Source organism: Aureimonas pseudogalii, from assembly GCF_014196835.1.
GTDB classification, from domain to species: domain Bacteria; phylum Pseudomonadota; class Alphaproteobacteria; order Rhizobiales; family Rhizobiaceae; genus Aureimonas; species Aureimonas pseudogalii.
Genome location: NZ_JACIEK010000001.1, coordinates 487,359 through 512,788, shown reverse-complemented (window position 1 = coordinate 512,788; position 25,430 = coordinate 487,359). Strand labels below are relative to the sequence as shown.

Sequence of the window (25,430 nt, the reverse complement as noted above, 5' to 3'; positions counted from 1 at the left end):
CGGAGACAGTGAGTGATTCACGAACCGCATCAGGATCGGGCAGCGACGACGGGTGCGACGAGCAACATCGATCTCGGGCCCGTGCGACGCAACGACGTCGGCGAGCTCGCGCGGCGTGGCTCGACGACGCGCGAGCGCGGGGAGCCGACGGGTATCGACGACGGGACGGTCGATCCGGGGCGGCTTTCGAAGCGCCAGCGTCGGCGACGGCGCAAGCCGAAGGATGTCGCTGCCGCGGCTTCGCTACCGCAGGGGTTGAGCAAGATGTCGGCGGAACTCGGCGCCAAGGTGGCCGAGGCTGAACGCGCCCTTCGCACCCGCGACGAGCCGCCGGCGGGGCGCACCAAGCCGCGCCGGCGGCGCGGCGCCAAGGCGGGCAGTCGCGGCAGCGTCGCGAGTCCCGCCGTGAAGGCGGCACCCTCGGCTGATTCGGCCGTGCCGTCCGCGTGGGAAAAGCCCGTTCCCGCGACGCCCGTTCCGTCGGGTGCGGGGATGGCGTCGGTTTCGGCGAAGATCCCAGTCTACGCCGCGCTCGACCTGGGCACCAACAATTGCCGCCTGCTCGTGGCCGTGCCCACCCGTCCCGGCCAGTTTCGCGTGATCGACGCCTTCTCGCGGATCGTGCGGCTCGGCGAGGGGCTCGGCCGCACCGGGAGCCTGGCCGGCACGGCGATGGACCGCGCGGTGGCCGCCCTCGAGATCTGCTCGCAGAAGCTCTCGGCGCGCGAGATCTGCGGGGCGCGGCTGATCGCCACCGAGGCCTGCCGGGCCGCGGCCAATGGCGAGGAGTTCATCGAGCGCGTGCACCGCGAGACCGGGCTGAAGCTGGAGATCGTCAGCCGCGAGACGGAGGCGCGGCTCGCCGTGTCCGGTTGCGGCTCGCTCGTCGACCGCTCGGCGAAGGGTGCGGTGCTCTTCGACATCGGCGGCGGCTCGTCGGAGATCGCGCTCCTGGACCTGCGCCACGGTGCCAGCCGGCGCCTGTCGAACCACATCGTCGCCTGGACCTCGCTTCCGGTCGGCGTCGTGTCGCTGGCCGAGCGCCATGGCGGACGCAACGTGACGCCGGAGCTCTTCGAGCGGATGATCCGCGAGGTCGAGGCGATGATCGACGACTTCCCCGGCCGCCATCGGCTGCGCGATCTCGTGGGGCGCGAGGGCTTCCATCTCCTCGGCACATCCGGCACGGTGACGACGCTGGCGGGCGTGCATCTCGAACTCGAGCGCTACGACCGGCGGCAGGTGGACGGGCTGTGGCTAAGCGACGAGGAGACGGACCGGCTGGTCGCCCGCATCGCCGGCTGGAGCTTCGAGGAGCGCGTCGCCAACCCCTGCATCGGTTCGGATCGCGCCGATCTCGTGCTGGCGGGCTGCGCCATTCTCGAGGCGATTCGGCGGGTCTGGCCGGCCAAGACGCTTCGCGTGGCCGACCGGGGCCTTCGCGAGGGATTGTTGACGGAAATGATGGTGGCGGACGGCGTCTGGCGCCGCGCCGCCACGGCACAGGCAAGGCAGACCGCGTGACAGGTTCGGGGCGAGGCGACGATCGTGGGCTGGTGGTCCGCGTCAAGAAGAAGCGCGGGCTAAAGGCCTCGTCGCGGCGCTGGCTGGAGCGCCAGTTGAACGACCCCTATGTGCGGCGCTCGAAGGCCGACGGCTACCGCTCGCGCGCGGCCTACAAGCTATCCGAGATCGACGATCGCTACCACCTCCTGAAGACGGGCATGCGCGTGGTCGATCTCGGCGCTGCGCCCGGCGGCTGGTGCCAGATCGCCGTGCAGCGCACCGGCACCTCCGAGACCGAGGCGCATGTGGTGGGCATCGACTACCTGCCGGTGGATCCGGTGCCGGGCGCGGTGATCCTGGAGCTCGACTTTCTCGACGACAGCGCGCCGGCGCGGCTGCTCGAGGCGCTCGGCGGCGATCCCGACATCGTCCTCTCCGACATGGCGGCGCCGACCACGGGCCATCGCCAGACCGACCATCTGCGCACCATGCATCTCTGCGAGGTCGCGACCGAGTTCGCGCTGCGCACGCTGCGGCCGGGCGGTCACTTCCTGACCAAGACCTTCCAGGGCGGCACCGAGGGCGCGTTGCTGACCCTCCTGAAGCGTAATTTCCGCTCGGTTCACCACGTGAAGCCGCCGGCCTCGCGCGATGGATCGGTGGAGCTCTATCTCCTCGCCAAGGATTTTCGCGGCAGGAATTTCCGCGAGAACAACCCGGACGGCGTCGAAGCCGCCGAGGAAAACCGGGACGACTGACGGGAGACGGCCCGTAGCGGCTGCAGGACGGGTGCAGTGCGCCGATCCACTCTGCCGGCGGGCCCGAGCGGGCGACGCTGCCCGCCATCGTCGGGTGAGCCTCAGGTTGCAGGCGTCGGCCTATCCGCCGATCTTTTCCCATACCGTTCTGGCAGGTGCCGCGACCGCTGCCGCACCTGCCGGTCTTGTTCGCGCAAGAGCGAGGCAGGCGAACCGGCGTACCCGTGCGTGGCTGCTTCCCATCGCGAGCTTGGCTGGGCTAGACTGATTCCAAGAACAAAGGGGGAGGGGCAGGCGATGGCCATCTCGATGCCGAAGCCGAGCGGCGAGATCCTCGGCCGCCGCGCGGCCATCGTCGAGGCGCTGCGGTCGATCGTGCCGGGCGAGGGCGTGGTCGACGCCACAAACGAGATGCGTGTCTTCGAGACGGACGCGCTCACCGCCTATCGCCAGCTGCCCCTCGTCGTGGTGCTGCCGGAGACGGTAGCGCAGGTCGCGGCGATCCTGAGCTATTGCCGGGAGCATCGCATTCCCGTGGTGCCGCGCGGGTCCGGCACTTCGCTCTCGGGCGGCTCGCTGCCGCTGGAGGACGGCGTTCTCCTCGTGCTGTCGCGATTCAACCGGATCCTCGAGGTCGATCTCGACAATCGCTGCGCCGTGGTCCAGCCGGGCGTCACCAATCTCGGCATCACCCGCGCCGTGGAGCATGCCGGCTTCTATTATGCGCCCGACCCGTCATCGCAGATCGCCTGTTCCATCGGCGGCAACATCGCGGAGAACTCGGGCGGGGTTCACTGTCTGAAATACGGGCTCACCACCAACAACGTCCTCGGGATCGAGTTCGTGACGATGGAGGGCGAGGTCATCCGGCTCGGCGGCAAGCATCTGGATTCGGAGGGCTACGACCTGCTCGGCCTGATGACGGGCTCCGAAGGGCTTCTCGGCGTGGTAACGGAAGTGACCGTGCGCATCCTGCAGGCGCCCGAGACGGCGCGCGCCGTGCTGATCGGCTTCCCGACCTCCGAGCAGGCCGGCGAGTGCGTCGCCGCGATCATTGCCAAGGGCATCATTCCCGGCGGGATGGAGATGATGGATCGGCCGGCGATCCACGCGGCGGAGGCCTTCGTCCATGCCGGCTATCCGTTGGATGTCGAGGCACTGCTGATCGTCGAGCTCGACGGGCCGAAGGCCGAGGTCGATCATCTCCTCGCCGAGGTGGAAGCGATCGCCACCGCCAACGGCGCCACCACGGCGCGCGTCTCGCAATCCGACGAGGAGCGCATGTCGTTCTGGGCCGGGCGCAAGGCGGCCTTTCCGGCGGTCGGGCGCATCTCGCCGGACTATCTCTGCATGGACGGCACGATCCCGCGCAAGGAACTACCGCGCGTGCTGGCCGGCATGAAGGCGCTGTCGCATAAATACGGGCTCGGCGTCGCCAACGTCTTTCATGCCGGCGACGGCAACCTGCACCCACTCATCCTCTACGACGCCTCGAAGCACGACGAGCTGCAGCGCGCCGAGGATTTCGGCGCCGATATCCTGCGGCTCTGCGTCTCCGTCGGCGGCGTGCTGACGGGCGAGCACGGCGTCGGCATCGAGAAGCGCGACCTGATGACCGAGATGTTCGACGAGGACGATCTGAAGCATCAGATCCGCGTGAAATGCGCCTTCGACGACCGGCATCTCCTCAATCCCGGCAAGGTCTTTCCGGTGCTGCACCGCTGCGCCGAACTCGGCCGGCTGCACGTGCATCGCGGCCAGCTTCCCTTTCCCGAACTGCCGCGGTTCTGATGTCGGCCGTTCCGCAATCTCTCGTGTCCGAGGAGATCCTGACGCCGGGAACGCCCGAGGCGCTGCGCGAGATCGTGGCGGAGGCCGTCGTCGCCGGCGAGCCGCTTGCGGTGGAGGGCGCAGGCTCCAAGCGTGGGCTCGGGCGTCCCGTCCAGGCCGCGCGAACCGTCTCGACGGCGGCGCTGAGCGGCATCCATTTCTACGAGCCGGAGGAGCTGGTGCTCTCGGCCCGGGCGGGCACGCCGATCGCCGAGATCGAGGCGCTGCTCGCCGCGCATGGCCAGCGGCTAGACTTCGAGCCGATGGACTACGGCCCTCTGCACGGCCGCCCGGCCGGCGAGGGAACGCTCGGCGGCGTCGTCTCGTGCAACCTGTCGGGCCCGCGGCGGCTGAAGCAGGGCGCGGCGCGCGACCACGTGCTCGGCCTCGCGGCGGTCTCGGGGCGGGCTGAGATCTTCAAGGCCGGCGGGCGCGTGGTGAAGAACGTCACCGGCTACGACCTGTCGAAGGGCCTCACCGGCGCCTACGGCACGCTCGCGGTGCTGACCGACATCATCGTCAAGACCATGCCGCGCTCGCAACGCGAGACGACGCTCGTGCTGCGCGGCCTCGACGATGCGGCGGCGGTGGGCGCGATGGCCGCGGCGATGGGCTCGTCGGCCGAAGTGTCGGGCGCCGCGCACCTGCCCTACGGCGTCGCGGCCCGCGTCGGCGAGGGCGCGCTCGGGCGCGAGGCCGCCACCGCCATCCGCATCGACGGGTTCGGCCCCTCGGTGGAGGCGCGCGCCCGCCATCTCGGCGCGGCGCTCGGCCGGGTCGCGCCGCTGGAGCGGCTGGAGGACGAGGCGTCCGCGGCGCTCTGGCGCGACATCCGCGACGTCCGGCCTTTCGCAGACGGCACCGAGCGGCCGGTCTGGCGCGTCTCGGTGGCGCCGACGCGCGGCCACGAGCTCGTCATGGCGCTTCGCATGCAGGTCGCGGCGGACGCCTTCTACGACTGGCAGGGCGGTCTCGTCTGGCTGCGGCTCGAGGCCGGTGCCGAGGCCGATCTCCTGCGCCGTCTCGTCGCCGCGCATGGCGGGGGGCACGCGACGCTCGTGCGCGCCGACCTCGCGACCCGCGCGAGCACGCCGGTCTTCCAGCCGCAGCCGCCGGCCCTCGCGGCGCTCGCGCAGCGGCTGAAGGACCAGTTCGACCCGGAGGGCATCCTCAACCCCGGCCGGATGGGGTAGGGTTTGCAGGCGCATTCGAGGGAAATGGATATGCAGGTCACCGAGGTTTTCTCCCGCGATCCCGAGATCATGTCCGGCGCCGTCGTGTTCGCGGGAACGCGCGTGCCCGCCGAAGCGCTCTTCGAGAACCTTGCCGACGGCATGTCGCTGGACGAGTTCCTCGAGAACTTCCCGACCGTCGAGCGTTGGCAGGTCGAGGCCGCGCTTCATCTCGTCACGGAACGTGTCGACAGGTTGGTCGCCTGACCGTGAGAGCGGTGCTCGACGAAGCGCTCCCTCACAAGCTGGCGTCTTTGCTCCGCGACGCCGGCTGCCCGGTCGATCGGTTCCCAGCTCGCTGGAAGGGAATGCAGGACGGGGCGCTTCTCGACGCGATCGAGGCGCAAGGGTGGACCGTTCTCGTGACGTGCGACCGCAACATGCCGTTTCAGCAGTCGTTCGCAGGCCGCTCCATTGCGGTCGTGGTCGTTCCTAGGCAGCGCCTGCAGATCTTGGCGCCGTTGGTGGACCAGATCGCGATGACCATTCGGGATGCGAGACCCGGCGAGGTGAAGATCATCGATAGGACCGACGCCGTCGGACCGTCTCCCGCATAAGGCGAAAGAGCCGACCCATGCAGACCGCCTTCAGCCCCGCCGCGCTGGCCGACCCCGACACCGCCCACAGCGAGGGCATCATCCGCAAATGCGTGCATTGCGGCTTCTGCACCGCGACCTGCCCGACCTACGTGACCCTCGGCAACGAGCTCGACAGTCCGCGCGGGCGGATCTACCTCGTCAAGGACATGCTGGAGAACGACCGGCCGGCCGACGAGAAGGTGGTCAAGCACATCGACCGCTGCCTCTCGTGCCTTGCCTGCATGACGACCTGCCCGTCCGGCGTGAACTACATGCATCTCGTTGATCACGCCCGCGCCCATATCGAGAAGACCTATCGCCGGCCCTTCCTCGACCGCACGATCCGCGCCGTGCTGGCGAGCGTGCTGCCCTATCCCCGGCGGTTCCGGGCGGCGCTCGTGCTGGCCCGGATCGGGCGGCCCTTCGCGGGTCTCCTCGACGCGGTCGTCCCGCTGAAGCCGCTGGCGGCGATGCTGCGGCTGGCGCCAATGAGCGTTCCCGCGCGCTCGCCGAACGACGAGCCGGGCGTCCATCCCGCCGTCGGCGCGCGCACCCGGCGCGTCGCAATCCTGCGCGGCTGCGCCCAGTCGGTGCTCGACCCCGCCATCAACGAGGCGACGGTGCGCCTGCTGACGCGGCTCGGCGTCGAGGTGGTGGTGCCGAAGGGGGAAGGGTGCTGCGGCGCGCTGACCCATCATATGGGCCGCGAGGCGGAGGCGCTGGATTTCGCGCGCGCCAATGTCGACGTCTGGTCGGCGCTTGCCGAGGAGGGGACGCTCGACGCGATCGTGATCACCGCTTCGGGCTGCGGCACGACTATCAAGGACTACGGCCACATGCTGCGGCTCGACCCCGCCTATGCCGAGAAGGCGGCGCGGGTGTCGGCGCTGGCGAAGGACGTGACGGAGGTCCTGGCGACCCTCGCGCTGCCGCTGCCCGCGAACCCCGTCGATGCCGTCGTCGCCTATCATTCCGCCTGCTCGATGCAGCATGGGCAGAAGATCACCAAGGCGCCGAAGGTGCTGCTGGCGCAGGCCGGCTTCACGGTGCGCGACGTGCCGGAGGGGCATCTGTGCTGCGGCTCGGCCGGCACCTACAACATCCTGCAGCCCGCCATCTCGGTGCAGCTGCGCGATCGCAAGGTCGCCAACATCGAGCGCGTCGCGCCCGACCTCATCGCTACCGGCAATATCGGCTGCATGACGCAGATCGGCTCGGCCACCGCCATCCCGATCGTCCACACGGTGGAACTCCTCGACTGGGCCTTCGGCGGCGAGAAGCCGGCCAAGCTCGCCGGCTTCGAGGCGCGTCCGCTCGCCGTCGCGACGGCCTGAGCCCGGCGTCCACGTAAAAAAGGCCCGGCGCGAAGCCGGGCCTTTTCCCTTGCGATCCGCAGCCGGCTCAGCCGCCGAAGATCGCCGCCAGAAGGTTCGGGCGCTCGCCGGCGCGGCGCATCGTGCCCGTCTCGGCGTAGACGGCGTCGCGGTTGGCCGCGCCGGGGGCGAGGACGATCACCTTGGTGCCGGGCGTCACGCGATCGTAGAGGTCGGTGACGTCTTGGTTCATCATGCGGATGCAGCCCGACGACATGTTGAGGCCGATCGTCCAAGGCTGGTTGGTGCCGTGGATGCGGAACATCGAGTCGCGGCCGTCGCGGTAGAGATACATGGCGCGCGCGCCGAGCGGGTTCTCCGGGCCGCCTTCCATGTAGGCCGGCAGGATGCGGCCCTTGGCGCGCTCGCGGCGCACCATCTCGGCCGGCGGCGTCCAGCCCGGCCATTCGGCCTTGCGGGCCACCTTCATCGTGCCGCCCCAAGCGAAGCCCTCCTTGCCGACGCCCACGCCGTAGCGCGTCGCGGTGCCGCCGGCCTCGACGAGGTAGAGGAACTTCTTGTCGGTATCGATGATGATCGTGCCCGGCTTCTCCTTGGTGGAGAGGCGCACGGACTGGCGCAGGAAACGCGGATCGACCTTGCGGGCGACCTGCGTCTGGCGCGTCATGCGCTGCGTCTGCACCGTGGCGCGGTCGGAGCCGACGACCCACTGGTTGCGGCTGTGGTCGTAGTAGCGCGCTTCGGCGGCGGCGCCCTGCAGCATCGCCCCGGAGGCGAGGCCCGCGAGCAGGGAAAGGGCGAGAAGCTGTTTCATCGGCGGGACGTCCTTCGGGCGATCGGCGGAATGCGACGGGATCGGGTTGAGAGAGAAGATGGAACGCGATGCTTACCGAAGCGAGACGGCGGCGCCGAAATGCAATCGGATGTTGCGGTCAGAGCACAACCACGCGGGTGCCGACGTCGGTGCTTTCGTAGAGGTCGATGACGTCCTCGTTGCGCATGCGGATGCAGCCCGACGACACCGCCTGGCCGATCGTCCAGGGCGCGTTGGTGCCGTGGATGCGGTAGAGCGTGGAGCCGAGATAGAGGGCGCGCGCGCCGAGCGGGTTCTCCACGCCGCCCGGCATGTGGGCGGGGAGCACGCGGCCCTTGGCGCGCTCGCGCTGGCGCATCTCGGCCGGCGGCGTCCAGCCCGGCCATTCGGCCTTGCGCGAGATCGCGTGCGAGCCGGTCCAGCCGAAGCCCTCCTTGCCGACGCCGACGCCGTAGCGCATGGCCCGACCACTGCCCTCGACGCGGTAGAGGAACTTCTGGCGCGTGTCGATCACGATCGTGCCCGGCGCGTAGCGGGTGTCGTAGGTGACGCGCTGGGGCAGGAAGCGCGGGTCGAGCGCGTGGCGCGGCGCGGTGGCGCGCACCGCCGCCGGCGCGACGGTCGCGGAGGCGAAGAGGGGCGTGCGACGCGAGGCTCGCGGGCGCTCGATGGGCGCGCGGCGGGGTGCCCGCTCGCCAAAGAAGCCGAGCATTGGCCGGCGCTCCTCGCGGTAGGAGCCGAGCGGCTCGACGGGGCCACCGTCGGCGGGCGCGATGCCGACGGGAACGCTGCCCTCGAACACGACGTGGCCGGCGGGGTAGGGGCGGGCGAGGCTCTGGCGCGCGTAGCCCGGCACGACGCCGCTGCCGGGCGAAAGCTGCTGCACCCATTCGGCGGCGATGTCGGGCGCCACCGACAGGGGCTGGCGATCACGCGCCAGCGCCGGCGCTGTGAGCGCGCCGGCCAGCATGGCGGCACCGAGGAGAAGGCGAAGTCGCATCGGTCTGATCCCGTCGCAGGCTCCGGGAGGAGCGGTTGCGGCCAGAATGCGGGCGAAATCCGTTCGATTGGTGAATCGGCGGCTTCGATCGGCCGTCCGCATGCCACTGCCTCCCGCTATGGTGAAGGCCGCGTTCGCGGGCATGGTGAACGCCGTCTTGCCGCGATCCCCGCCGGACGCTCAGCGCAGTCGGAGCCGCCGCTTCGTGTCGGCCAGCACCTTGGGCAGCAGCGGCTTGGCCGCGGCCATGCTCATGCCGGGTTTCAGGCGCGCGTCGTAGAGCATGTTGAGGATCAGCCGGTCGTAGGGGCCGAACGTGGTGAGGCGGGATGTGTCGTTGAAGACGCTCTGCGGCGCGTCGGAATCGTCGTTGAGCGGCCCCAACCCCTGCAGGATCTCCTCCACGAGGCAGCGCCGGAACAGCGGCTCGCCCTCGTCCGAGACGAGGATCGCGTCGGCATGGCTGATGCCGGCGCGCCCGTAGACGGCGCGCACGATGCAGTTGCCGGGCACGGTCATGAACGGGTTGCGGTAGATCTCGCGCCCGGTGCGCTGATACGCGGCACGGTCGACCACGTGCACCACGAAATTGGCCGGCTCGTCGCGGCCGGCCATGCCGGTTTCGAGACCCGCGACGGAGCGCCCGACCTGGCGCACGAAGCCGCGCACGGCGGCCGCGCGGTCGATCGCGGCGCGGTTCTCGACCCGGAACCGGACGGGCGCGGCGAAGCGCTTGAGATAGGTGTCGTCGCTGAAGACGCCGCGAAACTCCGCGCCGAACACGACGCGGGAGAACCCGTCGAGGATCGCGGCGTCGGGCGGCAGACGCTGGGCGCGAGCGACGCTCGGCGCCATGCCGAGGGCGGCCAGTGCGAGCGCGACGACGAGCGCCAGCCTGCCCGATGGCGGCCGTCCGCTCTTCCCCGTCGCTGCCCCCGCGAATCGCATGCCGGTCGACCCTCTTGCCCGTTCTTCGGCTTTTTGTGCGGTGCTTCCAGGGATCGTGGCAAGCGCCAAGACGGTGAGACGGCTCCAAGGCCGACGCTTTCCCGAAGGCTGGATGCCCGGTCGGGCCTTGCCTTCGCCCGCGTGTCGCGCGAACCCTTGAGCCCATGAGCGAAGAGACGACACACGAGGGCCTGCTGCAAGGCACGGACGGACGGATGCGCTGCGCCTGGGCCGGCGCCAGCGCCGACTACGCTCTCTACCACGACACGGAATGGGGCCGGCCCAGCGCCGACGACGACCGCCTGTTCGAGAAGCTCTGCCTCGAAGGCTTCCAGGCCGGGCTCTCGTGGATCACGATCCTGCGCAAGCGCGAGGCGTTCCGCCGCCATTTCCACGGCTTCGCGATCAAGGCGGTGGCGGGCATGACGGAGGCGGATGTCGAGCGCATCGTCGCCGACCCCGCCATCGTCCGCCATCGCGGCAAGATCGCGTCCACGATCAACAACGCCCGGCGCGCGCTGGCGCTGCGCGAGGAGACCGGCGCCTCGCTCGCCGCCTTCCTCTGGCGCTTCGAGCCGCTGCCCGAGGAGCGGCCGGAGCCGATGAGCGCCGAATGGCTGCGCGCCAATCCGGTGACGCCCGCCTCGACGCGTCTGTCCAAGGCGCTGCGGGCTCGCGGCTTCTCCTTCGTCGGTCCCACCACGATGTATGCTTTTCTCCAGTCGATGGGCTTCGTGAACGACCACATGGAGGGGTGCTGCGTGCGGGACGAATGCGAGGCGGCGCGGGCGCGCTTCGTGCGGCCGGCGTGAAACCGGCGCCAAACTTGCCGCTGCGGGGGTGATCGGCTAGGACGCGGCCAACGCGGTAAGTCAAAATTGACTTACGCCATTGCGCCTCGGTCGAGATCCCATTCGATCGGGGCCCCCTACGAGCGACAGGCAGCCCCATGGCCCCGAAGAAGCCCTCCCGCGTGAAGGCGCGCCAGCCCCGCGGCTTCGTGGATCGCACGAGCGCCGACCTCCTGGCGCAGGAGCGCATGCTTGGCACGATCCGCGGCGTCTACGAGCGCTACGGGTTCGAGCCGGTGGAGACGCCCTTCTTCGAGTACACCGATGCGCTCGGCAAGTTCCTGCCCGACTCGGACCGCCCCAACGAGGGCGTCTTCTCGCTGCAGGACGACGACGAAGAATGGCTGTCGCTGCGCTACGACCTGACGGCGCCGCTCGCCCGTCATGTCGCCGAGAATTTCGAGGACCTGCCGAAGCCCTACCGCTCCTATCGGGCCGGCTACGTCTTCCGCAACGAGAAGCCCGGTCCCGGCCGCTTCCGCCAGTTCATGCAGTTCGACGCCGACATCGTGGGCGCGCCCAACGTCTCGGCCGATGCCGAGATGGCGATGATGATGGCCGACACGATGGAGGCGCTGGGCATCGCGCGCGGCCAGTACGTGATCCGGGTGAACAATCGCAAGGTGCTGGACGGGGTGCTGGAGGCGATCGGGCTCGGCGGTGAGGAGAATGCCGGGCGCCGGCTCACCGTGTTGCGGGCGATCGACAAGCTGGACAAGTTTGGTGAGCCCGGTGTCCACCTTTTGCTGACCTCTGGTCGAAAAGACGAAAGTGGCGATTTCACTCCTGGTGCTGGGCTCGACGAAGACGCGGCGCGGCAAGTTTTGGGCTATGCTCTCGTCAGTTTTGACGACGAGGACGGTACCTCTGAGGATGACTTCGCAGACTGGATGCGCATCGTTGGAGATAGTAAGTCCGGTGCAGACGGAGTTGCTGAACTCCAGCAGATTGCCGCATCCGTTCGCGCCGCCGGCTACGGACCGGACCGCATTCTGATCGACCCCTCCGTCGTGCGCGGGCTCGAATACTACACCGGCCCGGTCTTCGAGGCCGAACTCCTCTTCGACGTCGTCAACGAGAAGGGCCAGAAGGTGCAGTTCGGCTCGGTCGGCGGCGGCGGGCGCTACGACGGGCTGGTGTCGCGCTTCATGTCCACCCCCGTGCCGGCCACCGGCTTCTCGATCGGCGTCTCGCGCCTGCAGACGGCGCTGAAGAATCTCGGCCGCCTCGACGCCGCGCCGCGCTCCGGCCCGGTGGTCGTCACCGTGATGGACCGCGACCGTATGGCCGACTACCAGCGCATGGCGAGCGTGCTTCGCGACGGGCTGAACCCGAAGGGCGCGGACGGCGCCTATCTCGGCCCCGCCCTTCCCGTCGAGGTCTTCCAGGGCAACCCCAAGCAGTTCGGCAAGCAGCTGCAATATGCCGACCGACGCAACGCCCCCGTCGTCGTCATCCAGGGCGGCGACGAGAAGGTGGCCGGAAAGGTCCAGGTGAAGGACCTCGTCGAGGGCAAGCGCATCGCCGCCGGCATCGAGGACAATGCCGAGTGGCGCGAGGCCCGCGCGGGACAGGAGCTTGTGGACGAAGCCGAGCTCGTCACGGCCGTGCGCGCGATCCTCGATCGCCACGCCGCCGATGCGGAGAGCGCCGGCCGATGATCTCGATCGAGAGGTCGGCGGGCCCGACCGCGGAGGGCTCGCCCGTCGACCTCGCGCTGGCGCGCCTGTTCCACGCCGCCGGCGCCGTCACGGTGTCGACGCCGATCCTGCAGCGCGCCGAGCCCTATCTCGACACCGCCGGCGAGGATCTGCGTCGCCGCATTTTCCTGACGCGGGGCGAGGCCGGTGAGACGCTGTGCCTGCGGCCGGATTTCACCATCCCCGTGTGCCTCGCCCACATCGCGGGCGGCGAGGGGCTGCCGCGCCGCTACGCCTATCACGGCCTCGTCTTCCGCCAGCACCGCGACGGCGCTGCGGAGTTCCGGCAGGCCGGCATCGAGAGTCTCGGCGACGACGACCGCGCGGCGGCCGACGCCCGCACGCTCGCCGACGCGCTCGCCGGACTCGGAGCCTGCGGAATCGCGGAGACCGCGCCGCTCGAGATCGTGCTCGGCGATCAGGCATTGTTCGAGGCGTTTCTCGGGGCGCTCGCGCTGCCGGCGGGCTGGCAACGCCGGCTGGTGCGCACCTTCGGGCGCGACGACCTGCTCGACGCCGCGCTGAACGCTCTCGCGCGCGAAGGCGAGGCGTCGAGCGCGCGCCTGCCGCCGGAGATTCGCGCCCTCGTCGAGGCCGGATCGGTGAAGGCGCTGGCCGACCACGTCGCCGGCCTGATGGAGGAGGGCGGTTTGCCGCCCCATCGCGGGCGCACCCCGCGCGAGATCGCCGTGCGCCTGTTCGAGAAGGTGGAACTGGCGGAGACGCGGATGACGCCGGCCTCGCTCGCTCGGCTGCGGCGCTTCCTGGCGCTCGACTGCCCGCTCGCCGAGGCGCCCGGCGCGCTCGCCGCGCTGGAGGCCGACACCGGCGTCGATCTCGGGCCCGCGCTCGCCTTCTTCCGCCAGCGCAACGACGCGCTCGCCGCGGCCGGGGTCGATCTCGGCCGCCTTCGCTACCGCGCCGCCTTCGGGCGCGCCATCGACTACTACACCGGCCTCGTCTTCGAGGCCCGCCGACCTGGCGCAGCCGAGCCGCTCGCCGGCGGCGGGCGCTACGACCGGCTCGTCGGCTATCTCGGCGCGGCCCGGCCGATCCCCGCGGTCGGCTTCTCGCTCTGGCTCGATCGCATCTCGGCGGTGGCGGGAGAGACCGCATGACCCTGACGCTCGCCATTCCCTCGAAGGGCCGCCTCAAGGACCAGTGCGTCGCCTCGCTGGCGGCGGCCGGCATCACCGTGATCCCCTCCGACGACGCGCGGTCCTACCGCACGCGGGTGGAGGGCACTGACGGGCTGGAGGTGCTGCTGCTCTCGGCCTCCGAGATCGCGCGCGAACTGCGCGACGGGGCGATCGACCTCGGCATCACCGGCGAGGATCTCCTGCGCGAGACCATGCCCGATTTCGACCGGCGCGGGCGTATCCTCTCGCGCCTGGGCTTCGGCCGGGCCGACGTGGTGGTGGCCGTGCCCGACGCCTGGATCGACGTCGAGACGATGGAGGACCTTCACGACGTCGCCGCGGGTTTTCGCGCCGCCCACGGCCGGCGCCTGCGCATCGCCACCAAATACTGGCGGCTGACGCAGGGCTTCTTCACCCGTGCCCACGGCATCCAGTCCTACCGCATCGTGGAAAGTCTCGGCGCCACCGAGGGCGCCCCGGCGGCGGGCTCGGCCGACATCATCGTCGACATCACCTCCACCGGCTCGACGCTGACCGCCAACCACCTGCGCATCCTCGCGGACGGCACGATCCTGCGATCCGAGGCCTGCCTCGCGCTGGCCGCCCAGGTCGAGCGCTCGGCCGATGACGACGCCGCGCTGACGAGGCTCGCCGCGCGCTTCGCAGCCAAGCCCGCCTGAACGAAAAACGGCCGCCCCGAGGGACGGCCGCTTCCGGTCTTGGCAGGCTGGGATCAGCGCTTGCGCGCGTCCACCGAATAGGCGCCCGCGCCGCCGGCGGCGAGCAGCAGGAAGCCACCGGCGAGGCCGAGATTCTTCATCAGCTGCGTCGACTGGTCGGGGCCGAGATGAGCGAGCAGGCCCGTCGCCACGCAGAAGGCGGCGAGCGCGTAGCCGACGATGCGCGTCTGGAAGCCGACGAGAACCGCGAGGCCGCCGAGAAGCTCGAACAGGCCGACCAGATAGGCCATGGCGACGCCGCCGGGCACGCCGAGGCTGCCGAGATAGCCGGCGAAGCCCGCCGCGCCCGCCAGCTTGCCGAAGCCGGAGACGATGAAGAGGATCGAGAGGAGGACGCGCGCGATGAGCGTGACGGCGGGATTCATGCAAAGCTCCGGTCTGTGGAAGGGCCGGGCCGTATCATACCGCCCGAAATGTCGCAGCGAACAGATGACCCAAAGCGCGCCCGTCGGACAGCCGCCCGGCGGGCGACTGTTCGTTCATCATTTCAGGACCAATGGCGCGACTGGAACGTTTCCAGGGTCCAATCGAGGAGGGGTCAGCCCGGACGCGTCATCGCGGCGGGATCGACGATCCGGTCGTAGTCCTCGCCCGACACGAGGCCGGAGGCGATCGCCTCCTCGCGCAGGGTCGTGCCCTTCTTGTGGGCGGTCTTGGCGATCGTCGCGGCGTTGTCGTAGCCGATCGTCGGGGCGAGCGCGGTGACGAGCATCAGCGACTGGCTCATGAGCGCTGCGATGCGATCCTCGTTGGCCTGGATGCCCTCGACGCAATGCTCGCGGAAGCTGTCCATCGCGTCGGCGAGCAGCCGGATCGAGGAGAGCACGGCATTGGCGATCACCGGCTTGAAGACGTTGAGCTCGAAATGGCCCTGGCTCGCCGCCACCGTCACGGTGGTCTCGTGGCCAAAGACCTCGCAGGCGACCATGGTCAGCGCCTCGGCCTGCGTCGGGTTGACCTTGCCCGGCATGATCGAGGAGCCCGGCTCGTTCTCGGGCAGCGACAGTTCGCCGAGCCCCGAGCGCGGGCCGGAGCCGAGGAAGCGGATGTCGTTGGCGATCTTGAAGAGATCGGCGGCGAGCGCGTTGAGCGAGCCGTGGAAGAAGGCGAGCGCCCCGTGCGAGGCCAGCGCCTCGAACTTGTTGGCGGCGGTGCGGAAGGGCAGGCCGGTGAGCGCCGCGATCTCGGCGGCGATCTTCACGTCGAAGCCTACGGGAGCGTTGAGGCCGGTGCCGACGGCGGTGCCGCCCTGCGCAAGGGCATAGACGTCCTCGATGGCCTTGAGGATACGCGCCTTGCCCAATTCCAGCGCCGCCGCGTAGCCGGAGAACTCCTGGCCGAGCGTGATCGGGGTTGCGTCCTGCGTGTGCGTGCGCCCGATCTTGATGATGCCGTCGAACGCCTTGGCCTTGGCGTCGAGCGCCCCGTGCAGCGCGTCGATCGCCGGCAGGATGCGCTTCGTCGTCTCGATGGCGACGGCGACGTGCATGGCGGTCGGGAACACGTCGTTGGACGACTGGCCCATGTTGACGTGGTCGTTGGGGTGGACCGGCTTCTTCGATCCCATCTCGCCGCCCATCGCCTCGATGGCGCGGTTGGAGATGACCTCGTTGACGTTCATGTTGGTCTGCGTGCCCGAGCCCGTCTGGTAGACGACGAGGGGGAAATGGTCGTCGAGCGCGCCCGAGATCACCTCGTCGGCGGCGGCCTCGATGGCGCCGGCGAGCTGGCCGTCGAGCTTGCCCATCGCCGTGTTGACCCGCGCCGCGGCCTTCTTGACGGTGGCGAGGGCGTGGATGATGGCGATCGGCTGCTTGTCGGTGCCGATGCGGAAATTGTGGAGGGAGCGCTCGGTCTGGGCGCCCCAGTACCGGTCGGTGGCGACTTCGATCGCGCCGATCGAGTCCGTTTCGCGTCTGGTGCTGGTCACTGTTCGCCCGCCCTGTCCCGTGTTGCGCCGCTTGGCTTCCGCCGCGCGTTACCACGAAGGCCGGGGCCCGGAAACCCTTCGGTCGAGGTCGAACCGATTGAAGATCCCCGAACGAAAAAAGGCCGGCCTTTCGGCCAGCCCCTTTTCGTCGATCGTCAGCCCGTGGTCAGTGCTTGCCGACCTCGTCCTTCACGGCGTCCTTGACCTTGCCGTAGTTCTTCTCGGTCTTGCCCTCGGCCTGGTCGACCACGCCTTCCGCCTGGAGGCGCTCGTTGCCGACCAGCTTGCCGACGCCTTCCTTGATCTTGCCACCGATTTCCTTGGCGCCGCCCGAGATTTCGTTCTTGTCGACCACGAGACTTCTCCATTCGATGTCGTACCGAACCGTGTGTCCGGTTTCGGGTGAAGAACCGGCGATGCCCGATATCGGTTCCCGGCCAAACATTACATTTAGGAGAGAAGCGAGACGATCTGCTGGAGGCAGAGGCCGCAGATGAGAAGGCCAACGATCCGCAGCAGCAGGCGCTCCGGAATGGCCTTCACGGCATAGCCGGCGAGCGGCGCGGCGAGCACGCCGCCCCCGATCAGCCCGAGCACGGAGAGGGCGTGGGTCGAGAGGTCGCCCGCCTCCTCCCAGTGTCCGGTGAGGAGGGCGAGAAGGAACGACAGCGAGACCGCGAGCGTGACGAGAAACTCGGCCGCGTTCACCGTACCGATGACGTAGCGCGGCTGACCGCCGGCCCCGAGCAGGCCCGAGGTGACGATCGGCCCCCAGCCGCCGCCGCCGATCGAATCGAGGAAGCCGCCGACCGCACCGAGCGGTGGTACGAGGCCCATCGGCGTCGGCGCGCGCGGGATCTTGCGGAAGGACCGTGCGGTCAACAGCACGCCGATGACGCCGAGATAGGCCGCCACGAACGGGCGTAGCACCGAGCCGTCGATCGAGGTCAGAACGTAGGTGCCGAGCACCGCGCCCGCGACCCCGAACGGCACGAGGCGCCAGAACAGCTTCCAGTCGATGTTGCGGTTGGCGATGTGCGCGGTGCCGGACGCCGCGGTGGTGAAGAGCTCGGCCGTGTGCACCGAGGCGGAGGCGACGGAGGGCGGAACGCCGAAGCTCATGAGCACGGTGGAGGAGATGACGCCGTAGGCCATGCCCAGCGCCCCGTCGACGAGCTGGGCCAGCGCGCCCACGAAGAAGAAGGTCGCGAACTCGATCATGCCGTCGCTTCGATCATTCCGGGGCCTTTCCAGCCGAATCACGCCGCCCTCAAGGACCGACTGCTCGGACTTAAACGGTTTTCCGCCGCTCGTGACGAGACCAGGAGTTTCGCCGAAAGCGGCTCACGACGCAAAATCTCACCCCTTGCCGCACGGCGGGACGATCGATCGTCCCCCCGTCGCACGCAAAAGGGCCCGGCTTGCGCCGGACCCTCTCGATGCGTTGGCGTTCGTCCGAATGGACGAGCGTCAGGTCGTTCCTTGAACCCGGGTAGGGGTTCTTAGAAGTCCATGCCGCCCATGCCACCCATGCCGCCGCCCATGCCGCCGCCGCCGCCCATGCCGCCGCCGGCCGACTCCTTGCGGGGAGCCTCCGAGATCATGGCTTCGGTGGTGACGAGGAGACCCGCGACCGAGGCCGCGTCCTGCAGCGCCGAGCGAACGACCTTGACGGGATCGACGATGCCCATCTGGATCATGTCGCCGTATTCGCCGGTCTGGGCGTTGTAGCCGAAGGTCACCGAGGCGTTCTCGAGGATCTTGCCGACGATGATGGAGCCTTCGGCGCCCGCGTTGGTGACGATCTGGCGAAGCGGGGCCTGAAGAGCGCGGCGCACGATGGTGATGCCGGCTTCCTGGTCCTGGTTTTCGCCCTTGAGCGTCAGCGCGTTGGAGGCGCGCAGCAGCGCCACGCCGCCGCCGGGGACGATGCCTTCTTCCACGGCCGCACGGGTCGCGTTGAGGGCGTCGTCGACGCGGTCCTTCTTTTCCTTGACCTCGACTTCCGTCGCGCCGCCGATGCGGATGACCGCGACGCCGCCGGCGAGCTTGGCGAGACGCTCCTGGAGCTTCTCCTTGTCGTAGTCCGAGGTGGTCTCCTCGATCTGCTGCTTGATCTGGGCGACGCGCGCCTGGATGCCGGCGGACTCACCGTTGCCATCGACGATGGTGGTGTTTTCCTTGGTGATCGACACCTTCTTGGCGCGACCGAGCATGTCGAGCGTCACGGTCTCGAGCTTGATGCCGAGGTCTTCCGAGATGACCTGACCGCCGGTGAGGATCGCGATGTCCTCGAGCATCGCCTTGCGGCGATCGCCGAAGCCCGGCGCCTTGACGGCGGCGATCTTCAGGCCGCCACGCAGCTTGTTGACGACGAGCGTGGCCAGGGCCTCGCCTTCGACGTCCTCGGAGATGATGACGAGCGGCTTGCCCGACTGCACCACGGCCTCGAGGATCGGCAGCATCGCCTGCAGGTTCGAGAGCTTCTTCTCGTGCAGGAGGATGTAGGGGTCCTCGAGCTCGGCAACCATCTTCTCGGCGTTGGTCACGAAGTAGGGCGAGAGGTAGCCGCGGTCGAACTGCATGCCTTCGACGACTTCGAGCTCGGTCTCGGCGGTCTTGGCTTCCTCGACGGTGATGACACCCTCGTTGCCGACCTTCTGCATCGCCGAGGCGATCATCTGGCCGATTTCCTTCTCGCCGTTCGCCGAGATCGTGCCGACCTGCGCGACTTCGTCGGAGGTCTCGATCTTGCGGGCCGAGGCGACGAGAACCTTGACGACTTCCGTCACGGCGAGGTCGATGCCGCGCTTGACGTCCATCGGGTTCATGCCGGCGGCGACGGCCTTGCCGCCTTCGCGGACGATCGCCTGCGCCAGAACCGTGGCGGTGGTCGTGCCGTCGCCGGCCTTGTCGTTGGTCTTCGAGGCCACTTCGCGCACCATCTGGGCGCCCATGTTCTCGAACTTGTCCTCGAGCTCGATCTCCTTGGCGACGGTGACGCCGTCCTTGGTGATGCGCGGCGCGCCGAACGACTTGTCGATGACGACGTTGCGGCCCTTCGGGCCGAGCGTCACCTTCACCGCGTCGGCGAGAATGTCGACGCCGCGCAGCATCCGCTCGCGGGCGTCACGTCCGAATTTGACTTCCTTGGCAGCCATGATCTTGTCTCCTCGGCGTTCCCCAAAAAGAGGCCACACCGTCTGGGATGAATGGGATGGAAGAAGGGGGCTGGAACTTAGCCGACGATCCCGAGGATGTCGGATTCCTTCATGATCAGCAGGTCTTCGCCGCCGAGCTTGATCTCGGTGCCGGACCACTTGCCGAACAGGATGCGGTCGCCGGCCTTCACCTCGAGCGGATTGATCTTGCCGGTCTCGTCGCGGGCACCCGCGCCGACGGCGATGATCTCGCCTTCCTGCGGCTTCTCCTTGGCGGTGTCCGGAATGATGATTCCGCCCGCGGTCTTGCTCTCGGACTCGACGCGACGAACGACGACGCGGTCATGAAGAGGGCGGAAGTTCACGTTGGCCATCTGGATCGAACCTTCCTTGGCTGATAGAGGAGCGGGCCCTGAGCGGCACCCGTCCCCGGGATCTTTGGCACTCTCTTTCGAGGAGTGCTAACAAAGCGGGAGATAGGCGATCCCGGCGGCTCCTGTCAAGGTTCGCGACAGGTTTCACGAAAGCTTCGCAGGGTTTGCGCTCATCCGCCGGTCATCTCGTGGAGCTCTTCTGGCCCCTGCCGACCATGACGTTAGCGGCCGATCACGGGGGAATCGGGGCCCTCGCTTGACCCGTCCCCGCCCGACCCGATATCGCCCGTCAAGCCGGCGCGTCGTCGGCGGCAGCGAGGATGGCGGGCGATGACGACAGACACGGACGGGTCCAGCGCGCTCGAATCGATCGCCCGGCTGGCGGATGTCGCGAAGCGCTACGACGCCCTGTTCTGCGACGTCTGGGGCGTCGTGCACGACGGCGTCGCCAAGAATCCGCAGGCCGAAGCCGCGCTGATCGAGGCGCGGGCTTCGGGGCCGCGCGTCGTGCTCCTCACCAATTCGCCGCGACCGGCTGCCGGCGTACGCGCCCAGCTCGACGCGCTCGGCGTCTCGCATGACGCCTATGACGCCATCGTCACCTCGGGCGACGCGACGCGCGCCCTCATCGCCGCCGGGCCCGCGCAGGTCTTCCACATCGGCGCCGTGCGCGACCGCGACCTCTTCGACGGGCTGGCGCTCGACTTCGCCGACGAGGCCCGCGCGAAGGTCGTCGTCGCGACCGGGCTGACGCAGGACGAGGAGGAGACGCCGGACGACTACCGCGACCTCCTCGCGCGGCTCTCGGCCCGAGGCCTGCCGATGATCTGCGCCAATCCCGACATCGTCGTGCACAGGGGCGAACGGCTGATCTACTGCGCTGGCGCGCTCGCGGCCGTCTATGCCGAGATGGGCTGCACCGTGCATCTCGCCGGCAAGCCGCATGCGCCGATCTACGACGTGGCGCGCGCGCTGCTCGCCGAAGTTCAGCCCCGCATTCTCTGCATCGGCGACGGCATGTTCACCGACGTGAAAGGCGCCAACGGCATCGACGCCGACTGCCTCTTCGTCGCCGACGGCATCCACCGCGACGAGCTGGCGCCGGCGGAGGGGCGGCCGGAGGCCATCGCCGCGGCGCTGCGCACCCACGGGCTGCACGCCCGCTTCGTCCAGCCCGCGCTGCGATGAGCGACGCCGGCACCACGACCCTTCGGCGGATCGCGGGCGCTGCCGCCTTGCCGGCAGACTTGCGCGGCGCCGTGGTGGCGATCGGCAATTTCGACGGCGTCCATCGCGGCCACCAGCAGGTGCTGGAGACGGCGGCCGAGCGGGCGTCGAGCGAGGCGCGCCCGCTCGTGTGCCTCACCTTCGAGCCGCATCCGCGCACCGTCTTCCGCCCCGCCCATCCCGTGCCGCGCCTGACGCCGGCGCCGATGAAGGCGCGGCTTCTGGAAGCGCTCGGCTTCGACGCCGTCGTGGAGCAGCCCTTCGACCTCGCCTACGCCGCCCATCCCGCGCAAGCCTTCGTCGCCGAGACGCTGGCGCGCGATCTCGGCGCCGCCCATGTGGTCGTCGGCTTCGACTTCCGCTTCGGCGCGCGCCGGCAGGGCGACGGCGCCTTTCTCGCCGAGCGCGGCCCGGCGCTCGGCTTCGGCGTCACCGAGGTGCCGCCCTTCGCCGACGAGGGCGGCATTCCCGTCTCCTCCTCGCGCATCCGCGAGGACCTGATGAACGGCGACGTGGCGGCGGCTGCCGCGCTGCTCGGCTATCGCTGGACGTTTTCGGGCGAGATCCGGCACGGTGCCAAGCTCGGCCGCACGCTCGGCTATCCCACCGCCAACATGGCGCTGGACGAGGACGCGATGCTCGCCCATGGGATCTACGCCGTGCGGCTGCGCCGGGCCGACGGCACGCTGCACGACGGCGTCGCGAGCTTCGGGCGCCGGCCGACCTTCGACAACGGCCACGCGCTGTTCGAGACCTTCCTCTTCGACTTCGCGGGCGATCTCTACGGCGAGACCGCGAGCGTCTCGCTCTTCGCCTATCTGCGCGGCGAGGAGAAGTTCGACGGGGTCGAGGCGCTGGTGGCGCAGATGGATCGGGACCGCGACGAGGCGAGGGCGCTGCTCGCCGGCGCCCGTCCGCTCTCGGCCCTCGACGCCCGCATCGCCTTCTGACACTGCGCGAAAAGGCTTTGATCCCCACGCGGCGATTGCTAGAGAACCCGCTCATGGAACCCGGCGCCCGCCTGCCGCCCTTCGCGGCCCGAATTATCCGCCCGGCTTCGTCGCTCGCGCTGCACTAGCCGCGAGGGCGAAGGCCGGGACGAGACGCCGCGCCTTCCCGCAAGAGCCTTTTTCCATTCGACCCCGCCGAGGGGTTGCGCCGCCCCTGATGCGCGGCGCCTTCCGCGAAGAATCCGAGATGACCGACGCCCCGACGACCCCCGAGACCGACTATTCGCAGACGCTCTTCCTGCCCGAGACCGAGTTTCCGATGCGCGCCGGCCTGCCGCAGGCCGAGCCCGCCTGGATCGCGCGCTGGGACGAGATGGATCTCTACGGTACGCTGCGCCGTGAATCGGCGGGGCGGCCGAAATACGTGCTCCACGACGGCCCGCCCTATGCCAACGGTAACCTCCATATCGGCCACGCGCTGAACAAGGTGCTGAAGGACGCGATCACCCGCTCCTTCCAGATGCGCGGCTTCGACGCCAACTACGTGCCGGGCTGGGACTGCCACGGCCTGCCGATCGAGTGGAAGATCGAGGAGGCCTACCGCGCGAAGGGGCGCGACAAGGACGCGGTTCCGATCAACGAGTTCCGCGCCGAGTGCCGCGAGTTCGCCGCGCACTGGGTGGGCGTGCAGTCGGCCGAGTTCCGCCGCCTCGGCGTCGAGGGCGACTTCAAGGACCCCTATCTGACGATGAACTTCGGGGCCGAGTCGGTGATCGCCGGCGAACTCCTGAAGTTCGCCATGAGCGGCCAGCTCTATCGCGGCTCGAAGCCGATCATGTGGTCGGTGGTCGAGAAGACCGCGCTCGCCGAGGCCGAGGTCGAGTATCATGACTACGAGTCGGATACTGTGTGGGTGAAGTTTCCGGTTCGGAACGTTCCAACCGAAATGAAGGCTGCTTGGCTGTCTGATACGGGCGGCAATAGTCGAAGCGTGGATGAGGCGAACGAACTTAAGGACGCTTCCGTCGTCATCTGGACGACGACCCCGTGGACCATGCCCGGCAATCGCGCGATCACCTTCAACCCGAAGATCGCCTACGGTCTCTACGAGGTGACGGCGCCGGACGATGCCGAGCAGCCGCGCTGGGCCCGGTCGGGCGAGCGGTTTCTGCTCGCCGACGCCTTGGCCGCCGACGTGTTCGCCAAGGCGCGCGTCGGGTCGGACGGGTTCCAGCGGGTTGCCGACGTCAGGGCCGAGGATCTCGCGGCGCTCGTCGTCGATCACCCGCTGAAGGGGTTCGGCGGCGGCTACGAGTTCGCGGTGCCGCTGCTGTTCGGCGCGCATGTGACGCAGGACGCGGGCACCGGCTTCGTGCACACCGCGCCCGGTCATGGCCGCGAGGATTTCGAGGCCTTCGTGGACGCCCGCCGCGATCTCGCTGCGCGCGGCATCGACACCGCCATCCCCTTCACCGTCGATGACGACGGCTTCTACACCAAGGACGCGCCGGGCTTCGGGCCGGAGGCCGAGGGGGGCGCGGCGCGGGTCATCGACGACAAGGGCAAGAAGGGCGACGCCAACGCGCGCGTCATCGCCGCGCTGATCGAGCGCGGCAATCTCCTCGCCCGCGGCCGGCTGAAGCATTCCTACCCGCATTCCTGGCGCTCCAAGAAGCCGATCATCTATCGCAACACGCCGCAATGGTTCGTCCACATGGATCGGGATCTCGGCGGCTACGGCTCACCTGAGCGCGGACTCACCGAGGGTGACGACACGCTGCGCGCCCGCGCGCTCAAGGCGATCGAGGACACCCGCTTCGTGCCGGCCTCCGGGCAAAATCGCCTGCGCGGCATGATCCAGGATCGGCCCGACTGGGTGCTCTCGCGCCAGCGCGCCTGGGGCGTGCCGATCTGCGTCTTCGTCGACGAGGACGGCGAGATCCTGAAGGACGAGGCGGTGAACGCGCGGATCACGCAGGCCTTCGCCGAGGAGGGTGCCGACGCCTGGTTCGCGGAGGGCGCCAAGGAGCGGTTCCTCGGGGTCGAGCACGACGGCCCCAGGTGGGCCATGGTGCGCGACATCCTCGACGTCTGGTTCGATTCGGGCTCAACGCACGCCTTCTGCCTGGAGAAGCGTCCCGACCTGAAATGGCCGGCCGACCTCTATCTCGAAGGCTCCGACCAGCATCGCGGCTGGTTCCACTCCTCGCTGCTCGAAAGCTGCGGCACCCGCGGCCGCGCGCCCTACGACGCCGTGCTGACGCATGGCTTCGTGATGGACGAGGAGGGGCGCAAGATGTCGAAGTCCCTCGGCAACGTCGTGACGCCGCAAGAGGTGATCAAGCAGTCGGGCGCCGACATCCTGCGCCTCTGGGTGGTCTCGTCCGATTATTCCGAGGATTTGCGGCTCGGCAAGACGATCCTGCAGACGAACATCGACAGCTACCGCAAGCTGCGCAACACCGTGCGCTGGATGCTCGGCACGCTCGCGCACGATCGGGGCGATGAGGTGTCGCTGGCGGAGATGCCGGAGATCGAACGGCTGATGCTGCATCGCCTCGCCGAGATCGAGGAGGTGGTGCTGCGCGCCTACGATGCGTTCGACTTCAAGCGCATCACCCGCACGCTCCTCGACTTCGCGGTGACGGAGCTTTCCGCCTTCTATTTCGACATCCGCAAGGACGCGCTCTACTGCGACGCGCCGTCCTCGACCCGCCGCAAGGCGTCGCTGCAGGTGGTGCGCATCCTGTTCGATCGGCTGGTGACGTGGCTGGCGCCCCTGCTGCCCTTCACCACCGAGGAGGCGTGGCTGTCGCGCTATCCCGCCGCGCGCTCGGTGCATCTCGAAGCCTTCCGCCCCTGCGATCCCGCTTGGCGCGACGAGGCGCTGGCGGCACGGTGGGCGAAGATCCGCCGCGTGCGCCGCGTCGTCACCGGCGCGCTGGAAGAGGAGCGCCGCGCCAAGCGGATCGGCTCGTCGCTCGAAGCCGCCCCGGTCGTCCATGTCGAGGATGCCGAGCTTCGCGCGCTGCTGGCGGGCGTCGATCTCGCCGAGATCGCGATCACCAGCGACATCGCGATCTCGGCCGAGTCCGCGCCCGAGACGGCGTTCCATCTGGCCGACACGCCCGGCATCGCCGTGACGCCGGCGCGCGCCGAGGGGCGCAAATGCGCGCGCTCCTGGAAGATCTCGCCCGACGTCGGGTCCGACCCGGAGTTCCCCGACGTGACGCCGCGCGATGCCGACGCGCTGCGCGAACTGGCGGTCGAGCGGGACGCCGCCTGACGACGAGGCGAGGGGGCGGTCGTAGCCTCGCCTCGCCCCGCGCGCCGTTTCTGGACAGACGAGGCGGTCTCG

Annotated in this window: 23 protein-coding genes; 14 read left to right on the top strand and 9 right to left on the bottom strand. The window is 69.4% G+C overall.

Annotation, left to right across the window (positions count from 1 at the left end):
- Positions 1–264 precede the first annotated feature (264 nt).
- The 7 genes from GGR04_RS02410 (at position 265) to glcF (ending at position 7,238) form a co-directional block, all read left to right on the top strand.
- A complete protein-coding gene (locus GGR04_RS02410) occupies positions 265–1,524 on the top strand; it encodes a Ppx/GppA phosphatase family protein (RefSeq protein ID WP_183198991.1) in 1,260 nt (419 codons plus the stop codon).
- Positions 1,525–1,553: 29 nt separating this feature from the next.
- Positions 1,554–2,264, top strand: a complete 711-nt coding sequence (locus GGR04_RS02405) for an RlmE family RNA methyltransferase (protein ID WP_210291654.1) — start codon at positions 1,554–1,556, stop codon at positions 2,262–2,264.
- A gap of 297 nt (positions 2,265–2,561) precedes the next feature.
- A complete protein-coding gene (locus GGR04_RS02400) occupies positions 2,562–4,055 on the top strand; it encodes an FAD-linked oxidase C-terminal domain-containing protein (RefSeq protein WP_183197474.1) in 1,494 nt (497 codons plus the stop codon).
- The gene (gene glcE / locus GGR04_RS02395) at positions 4,055–5,287 is read left to right on the top strand and encodes a glycolate oxidase subunit GlcE (RefSeq protein WP_183197472.1); all 1,233 of its coding nucleotides are present in this window, start codon (positions 4,055–4,057) and stop codon (positions 5,285–5,287) included. The genes GGR04_RS02400 and glcE overlap by 1 nt, the downstream gene beginning before the upstream one ends.
- 30 nt (positions 5,288–5,317) lie before the next feature.
- Entirely contained in the window at positions 5,318–5,533 is a 216-nt protein-coding gene (locus GGR04_RS02390; RefSeq protein WP_246392635.1) for a DUF433 domain-containing protein, read from the top strand.
- A gap of 101 nt (positions 5,534–5,634) precedes the next feature.
- Positions 5,635–5,883, top strand: a complete 249-nt coding sequence (locus GGR04_RS23685) for a hypothetical protein (protein WP_210291606.1) — start codon at positions 5,635–5,637, stop codon at positions 5,881–5,883.
- Between the two features lie 17 nt (positions 5,884–5,900).
- Entirely contained in the window at positions 5,901–7,238 is a 1,338-nt protein-coding gene (glcF, locus tag GGR04_RS02385; RefSeq protein ID WP_183197468.1) for a glycolate oxidase subunit GlcF, read from the top strand.
- A gap of 67 nt (positions 7,239–7,305) precedes the next feature.
- Here glcF and GGR04_RS02380 read toward each other — a convergent pair whose 3' ends face one another.
- From GGR04_RS02380 to GGR04_RS02370, 3 genes are all read right to left on the bottom strand, one after another.
- Positions 7,306–8,052, bottom strand: a complete 747-nt coding sequence (locus tag GGR04_RS02380) for a L,D-transpeptidase (RefSeq protein WP_246392633.1) — start codon at positions 8,050–8,052, stop codon at positions 7,306–7,308.
- A 118-nt stretch (positions 8,053–8,170) separates the two neighbouring features.
- Positions 8,171–9,052, bottom strand: coding sequence for a L,D-transpeptidase (locus GGR04_RS02375; RefSeq protein ID WP_183197466.1), 882 nt, complete (start codon positions 9,050–9,052; stop codon positions 8,171–8,173).
- A gap of 180 nt (positions 9,053–9,232) precedes the next feature.
- Positions 9,233–10,000 (bottom strand): DUF2927 domain-containing protein, encoded by a 768-nt coding sequence (locus tag GGR04_RS02370; RefSeq protein ID WP_183197464.1) that lies wholly within the window; start codon positions 9,998–10,000, stop codon positions 9,233–9,235.
- A gap of 164 nt (positions 10,001–10,164) precedes the next feature.
- Between GGR04_RS02370 and GGR04_RS02365 the strand changes: the two genes are divergently transcribed.
- The 4 genes from GGR04_RS02365 (at position 10,165) to hisG (ending at position 14,370) form a co-directional block, all read left to right on the top strand.
- On the top strand, positions 10,165–10,812 hold the full coding sequence (locus GGR04_RS02365; protein WP_183197462.1) for a DNA-3-methyladenine glycosylase I: 648 nt from the start codon (positions 10,165–10,167) through the stop codon (positions 10,810–10,812).
- A gap of 137 nt (positions 10,813–10,949) precedes the next feature.
- Positions 10,950–12,512, top strand: a complete 1,563-nt coding sequence (gene hisS, locus GGR04_RS02360; protein ID WP_183197460.1) for a histidine--tRNA ligase — start codon at positions 10,950–10,952, stop codon at positions 12,510–12,512.
- A complete protein-coding gene (locus tag GGR04_RS02355; protein WP_183197458.1) occupies positions 12,509–13,669 on the top strand; it encodes an ATP phosphoribosyltransferase regulatory subunit in 1,161 nt (386 codons plus the stop codon). The genes hisS and GGR04_RS02355 overlap by 4 nt, the downstream gene beginning before the upstream one ends.
- Positions 13,666–14,370 carry an ATP phosphoribosyltransferase gene (gene hisG / locus GGR04_RS02350; protein ID WP_183197456.1) on the top strand — a complete coding sequence of 235 codons (705 nt, stop codon included), beginning with the start codon at positions 13,666–13,668 and terminating at the stop codon, positions 14,368–14,370. The genes GGR04_RS02355 and hisG overlap by 4 nt, the downstream gene beginning before the upstream one ends.
- Before the next feature lie 53 nt (positions 14,371–14,423).
- Here hisG and GGR04_RS02345 read toward each other — a convergent pair whose 3' ends face one another.
- The 6 genes from GGR04_RS02345 to groES form a co-directional block, all read right to left on the bottom strand.
- Complete coding sequence (locus tag GGR04_RS02345) at positions 14,424–14,795, bottom strand: DoxX family protein (RefSeq protein WP_183197453.1); 372 nt, start codon at positions 14,793–14,795, stop codon at positions 14,424–14,426.
- 173 nt (positions 14,796–14,968) lie between these two features.
- The gene (gene fumC / locus GGR04_RS02340) at positions 14,969–16,360 is read right to left on the bottom strand and encodes a class II fumarate hydratase (RefSeq protein WP_183197451.1); all 1,392 of its coding nucleotides are present in this window, start codon (positions 16,358–16,360) and stop codon (positions 14,969–14,971) included.
- 166 nt (positions 16,361–16,526) lie between these two features.
- Positions 16,527–16,715, bottom strand: a complete 189-nt coding sequence (locus GGR04_RS02335; protein ID WP_183197449.1) for a CsbD family protein — start codon at positions 16,713–16,715, stop codon at positions 16,527–16,529.
- Between the two features lie 95 nt (positions 16,716–16,810).
- Positions 16,811–17,581: a sulfite exporter TauE/SafE family protein gene (locus GGR04_RS02330; RefSeq protein ID WP_183197447.1), complete on the bottom strand. Its 771-nt coding sequence runs from the start codon at positions 17,579–17,581 to the stop codon at positions 16,811–16,813.
- Between the two features lie 281 nt (positions 17,582–17,862).
- Complete coding sequence (gene groL, locus GGR04_RS02325) at positions 17,863–19,521, bottom strand: chaperonin GroEL (protein ID WP_183197444.1); 1,659 nt, start codon at positions 19,519–19,521, stop codon at positions 17,863–17,865.
- A gap of 77 nt (positions 19,522–19,598) precedes the next feature.
- Entirely contained in the window at positions 19,599–19,895 is a 297-nt protein-coding gene (groES, locus tag GGR04_RS02320; RefSeq protein WP_183197442.1) for a co-chaperone GroES, read from the bottom strand.
- 330 nt (positions 19,896–20,225) lie between these two features.
- On the opposite strand from groES, the gene GGR04_RS02315 reads away from it, so the two are divergent.
- From GGR04_RS02315 to ileS, 3 genes are all read left to right on the top strand, one after another.
- Complete coding sequence (locus GGR04_RS02315) at positions 20,226–21,083, top strand: TIGR01459 family HAD-type hydrolase (protein ID WP_183197440.1); 858 nt, start codon at positions 20,226–20,228, stop codon at positions 21,081–21,083.
- On the top strand, positions 21,080–22,072 hold the full coding sequence (locus GGR04_RS02310) for a bifunctional riboflavin kinase/FAD synthetase (protein WP_183197438.1): 993 nt from the start codon (positions 21,080–21,082) through the stop codon (positions 22,070–22,072). The genes GGR04_RS02315 and GGR04_RS02310 overlap by 4 nt, the downstream gene beginning before the upstream one ends.
- 247 nt (positions 22,073–22,319) lie before the next feature.
- On the top strand, positions 22,320–25,358 hold the full coding sequence (gene ileS, locus GGR04_RS02305) for an isoleucine--tRNA ligase (RefSeq protein ID WP_183197436.1): 3,039 nt from the start codon (positions 22,320–22,322) through the stop codon (positions 25,356–25,358).
- Positions 25,359–25,430 lie beyond the last annotated feature (72 nt).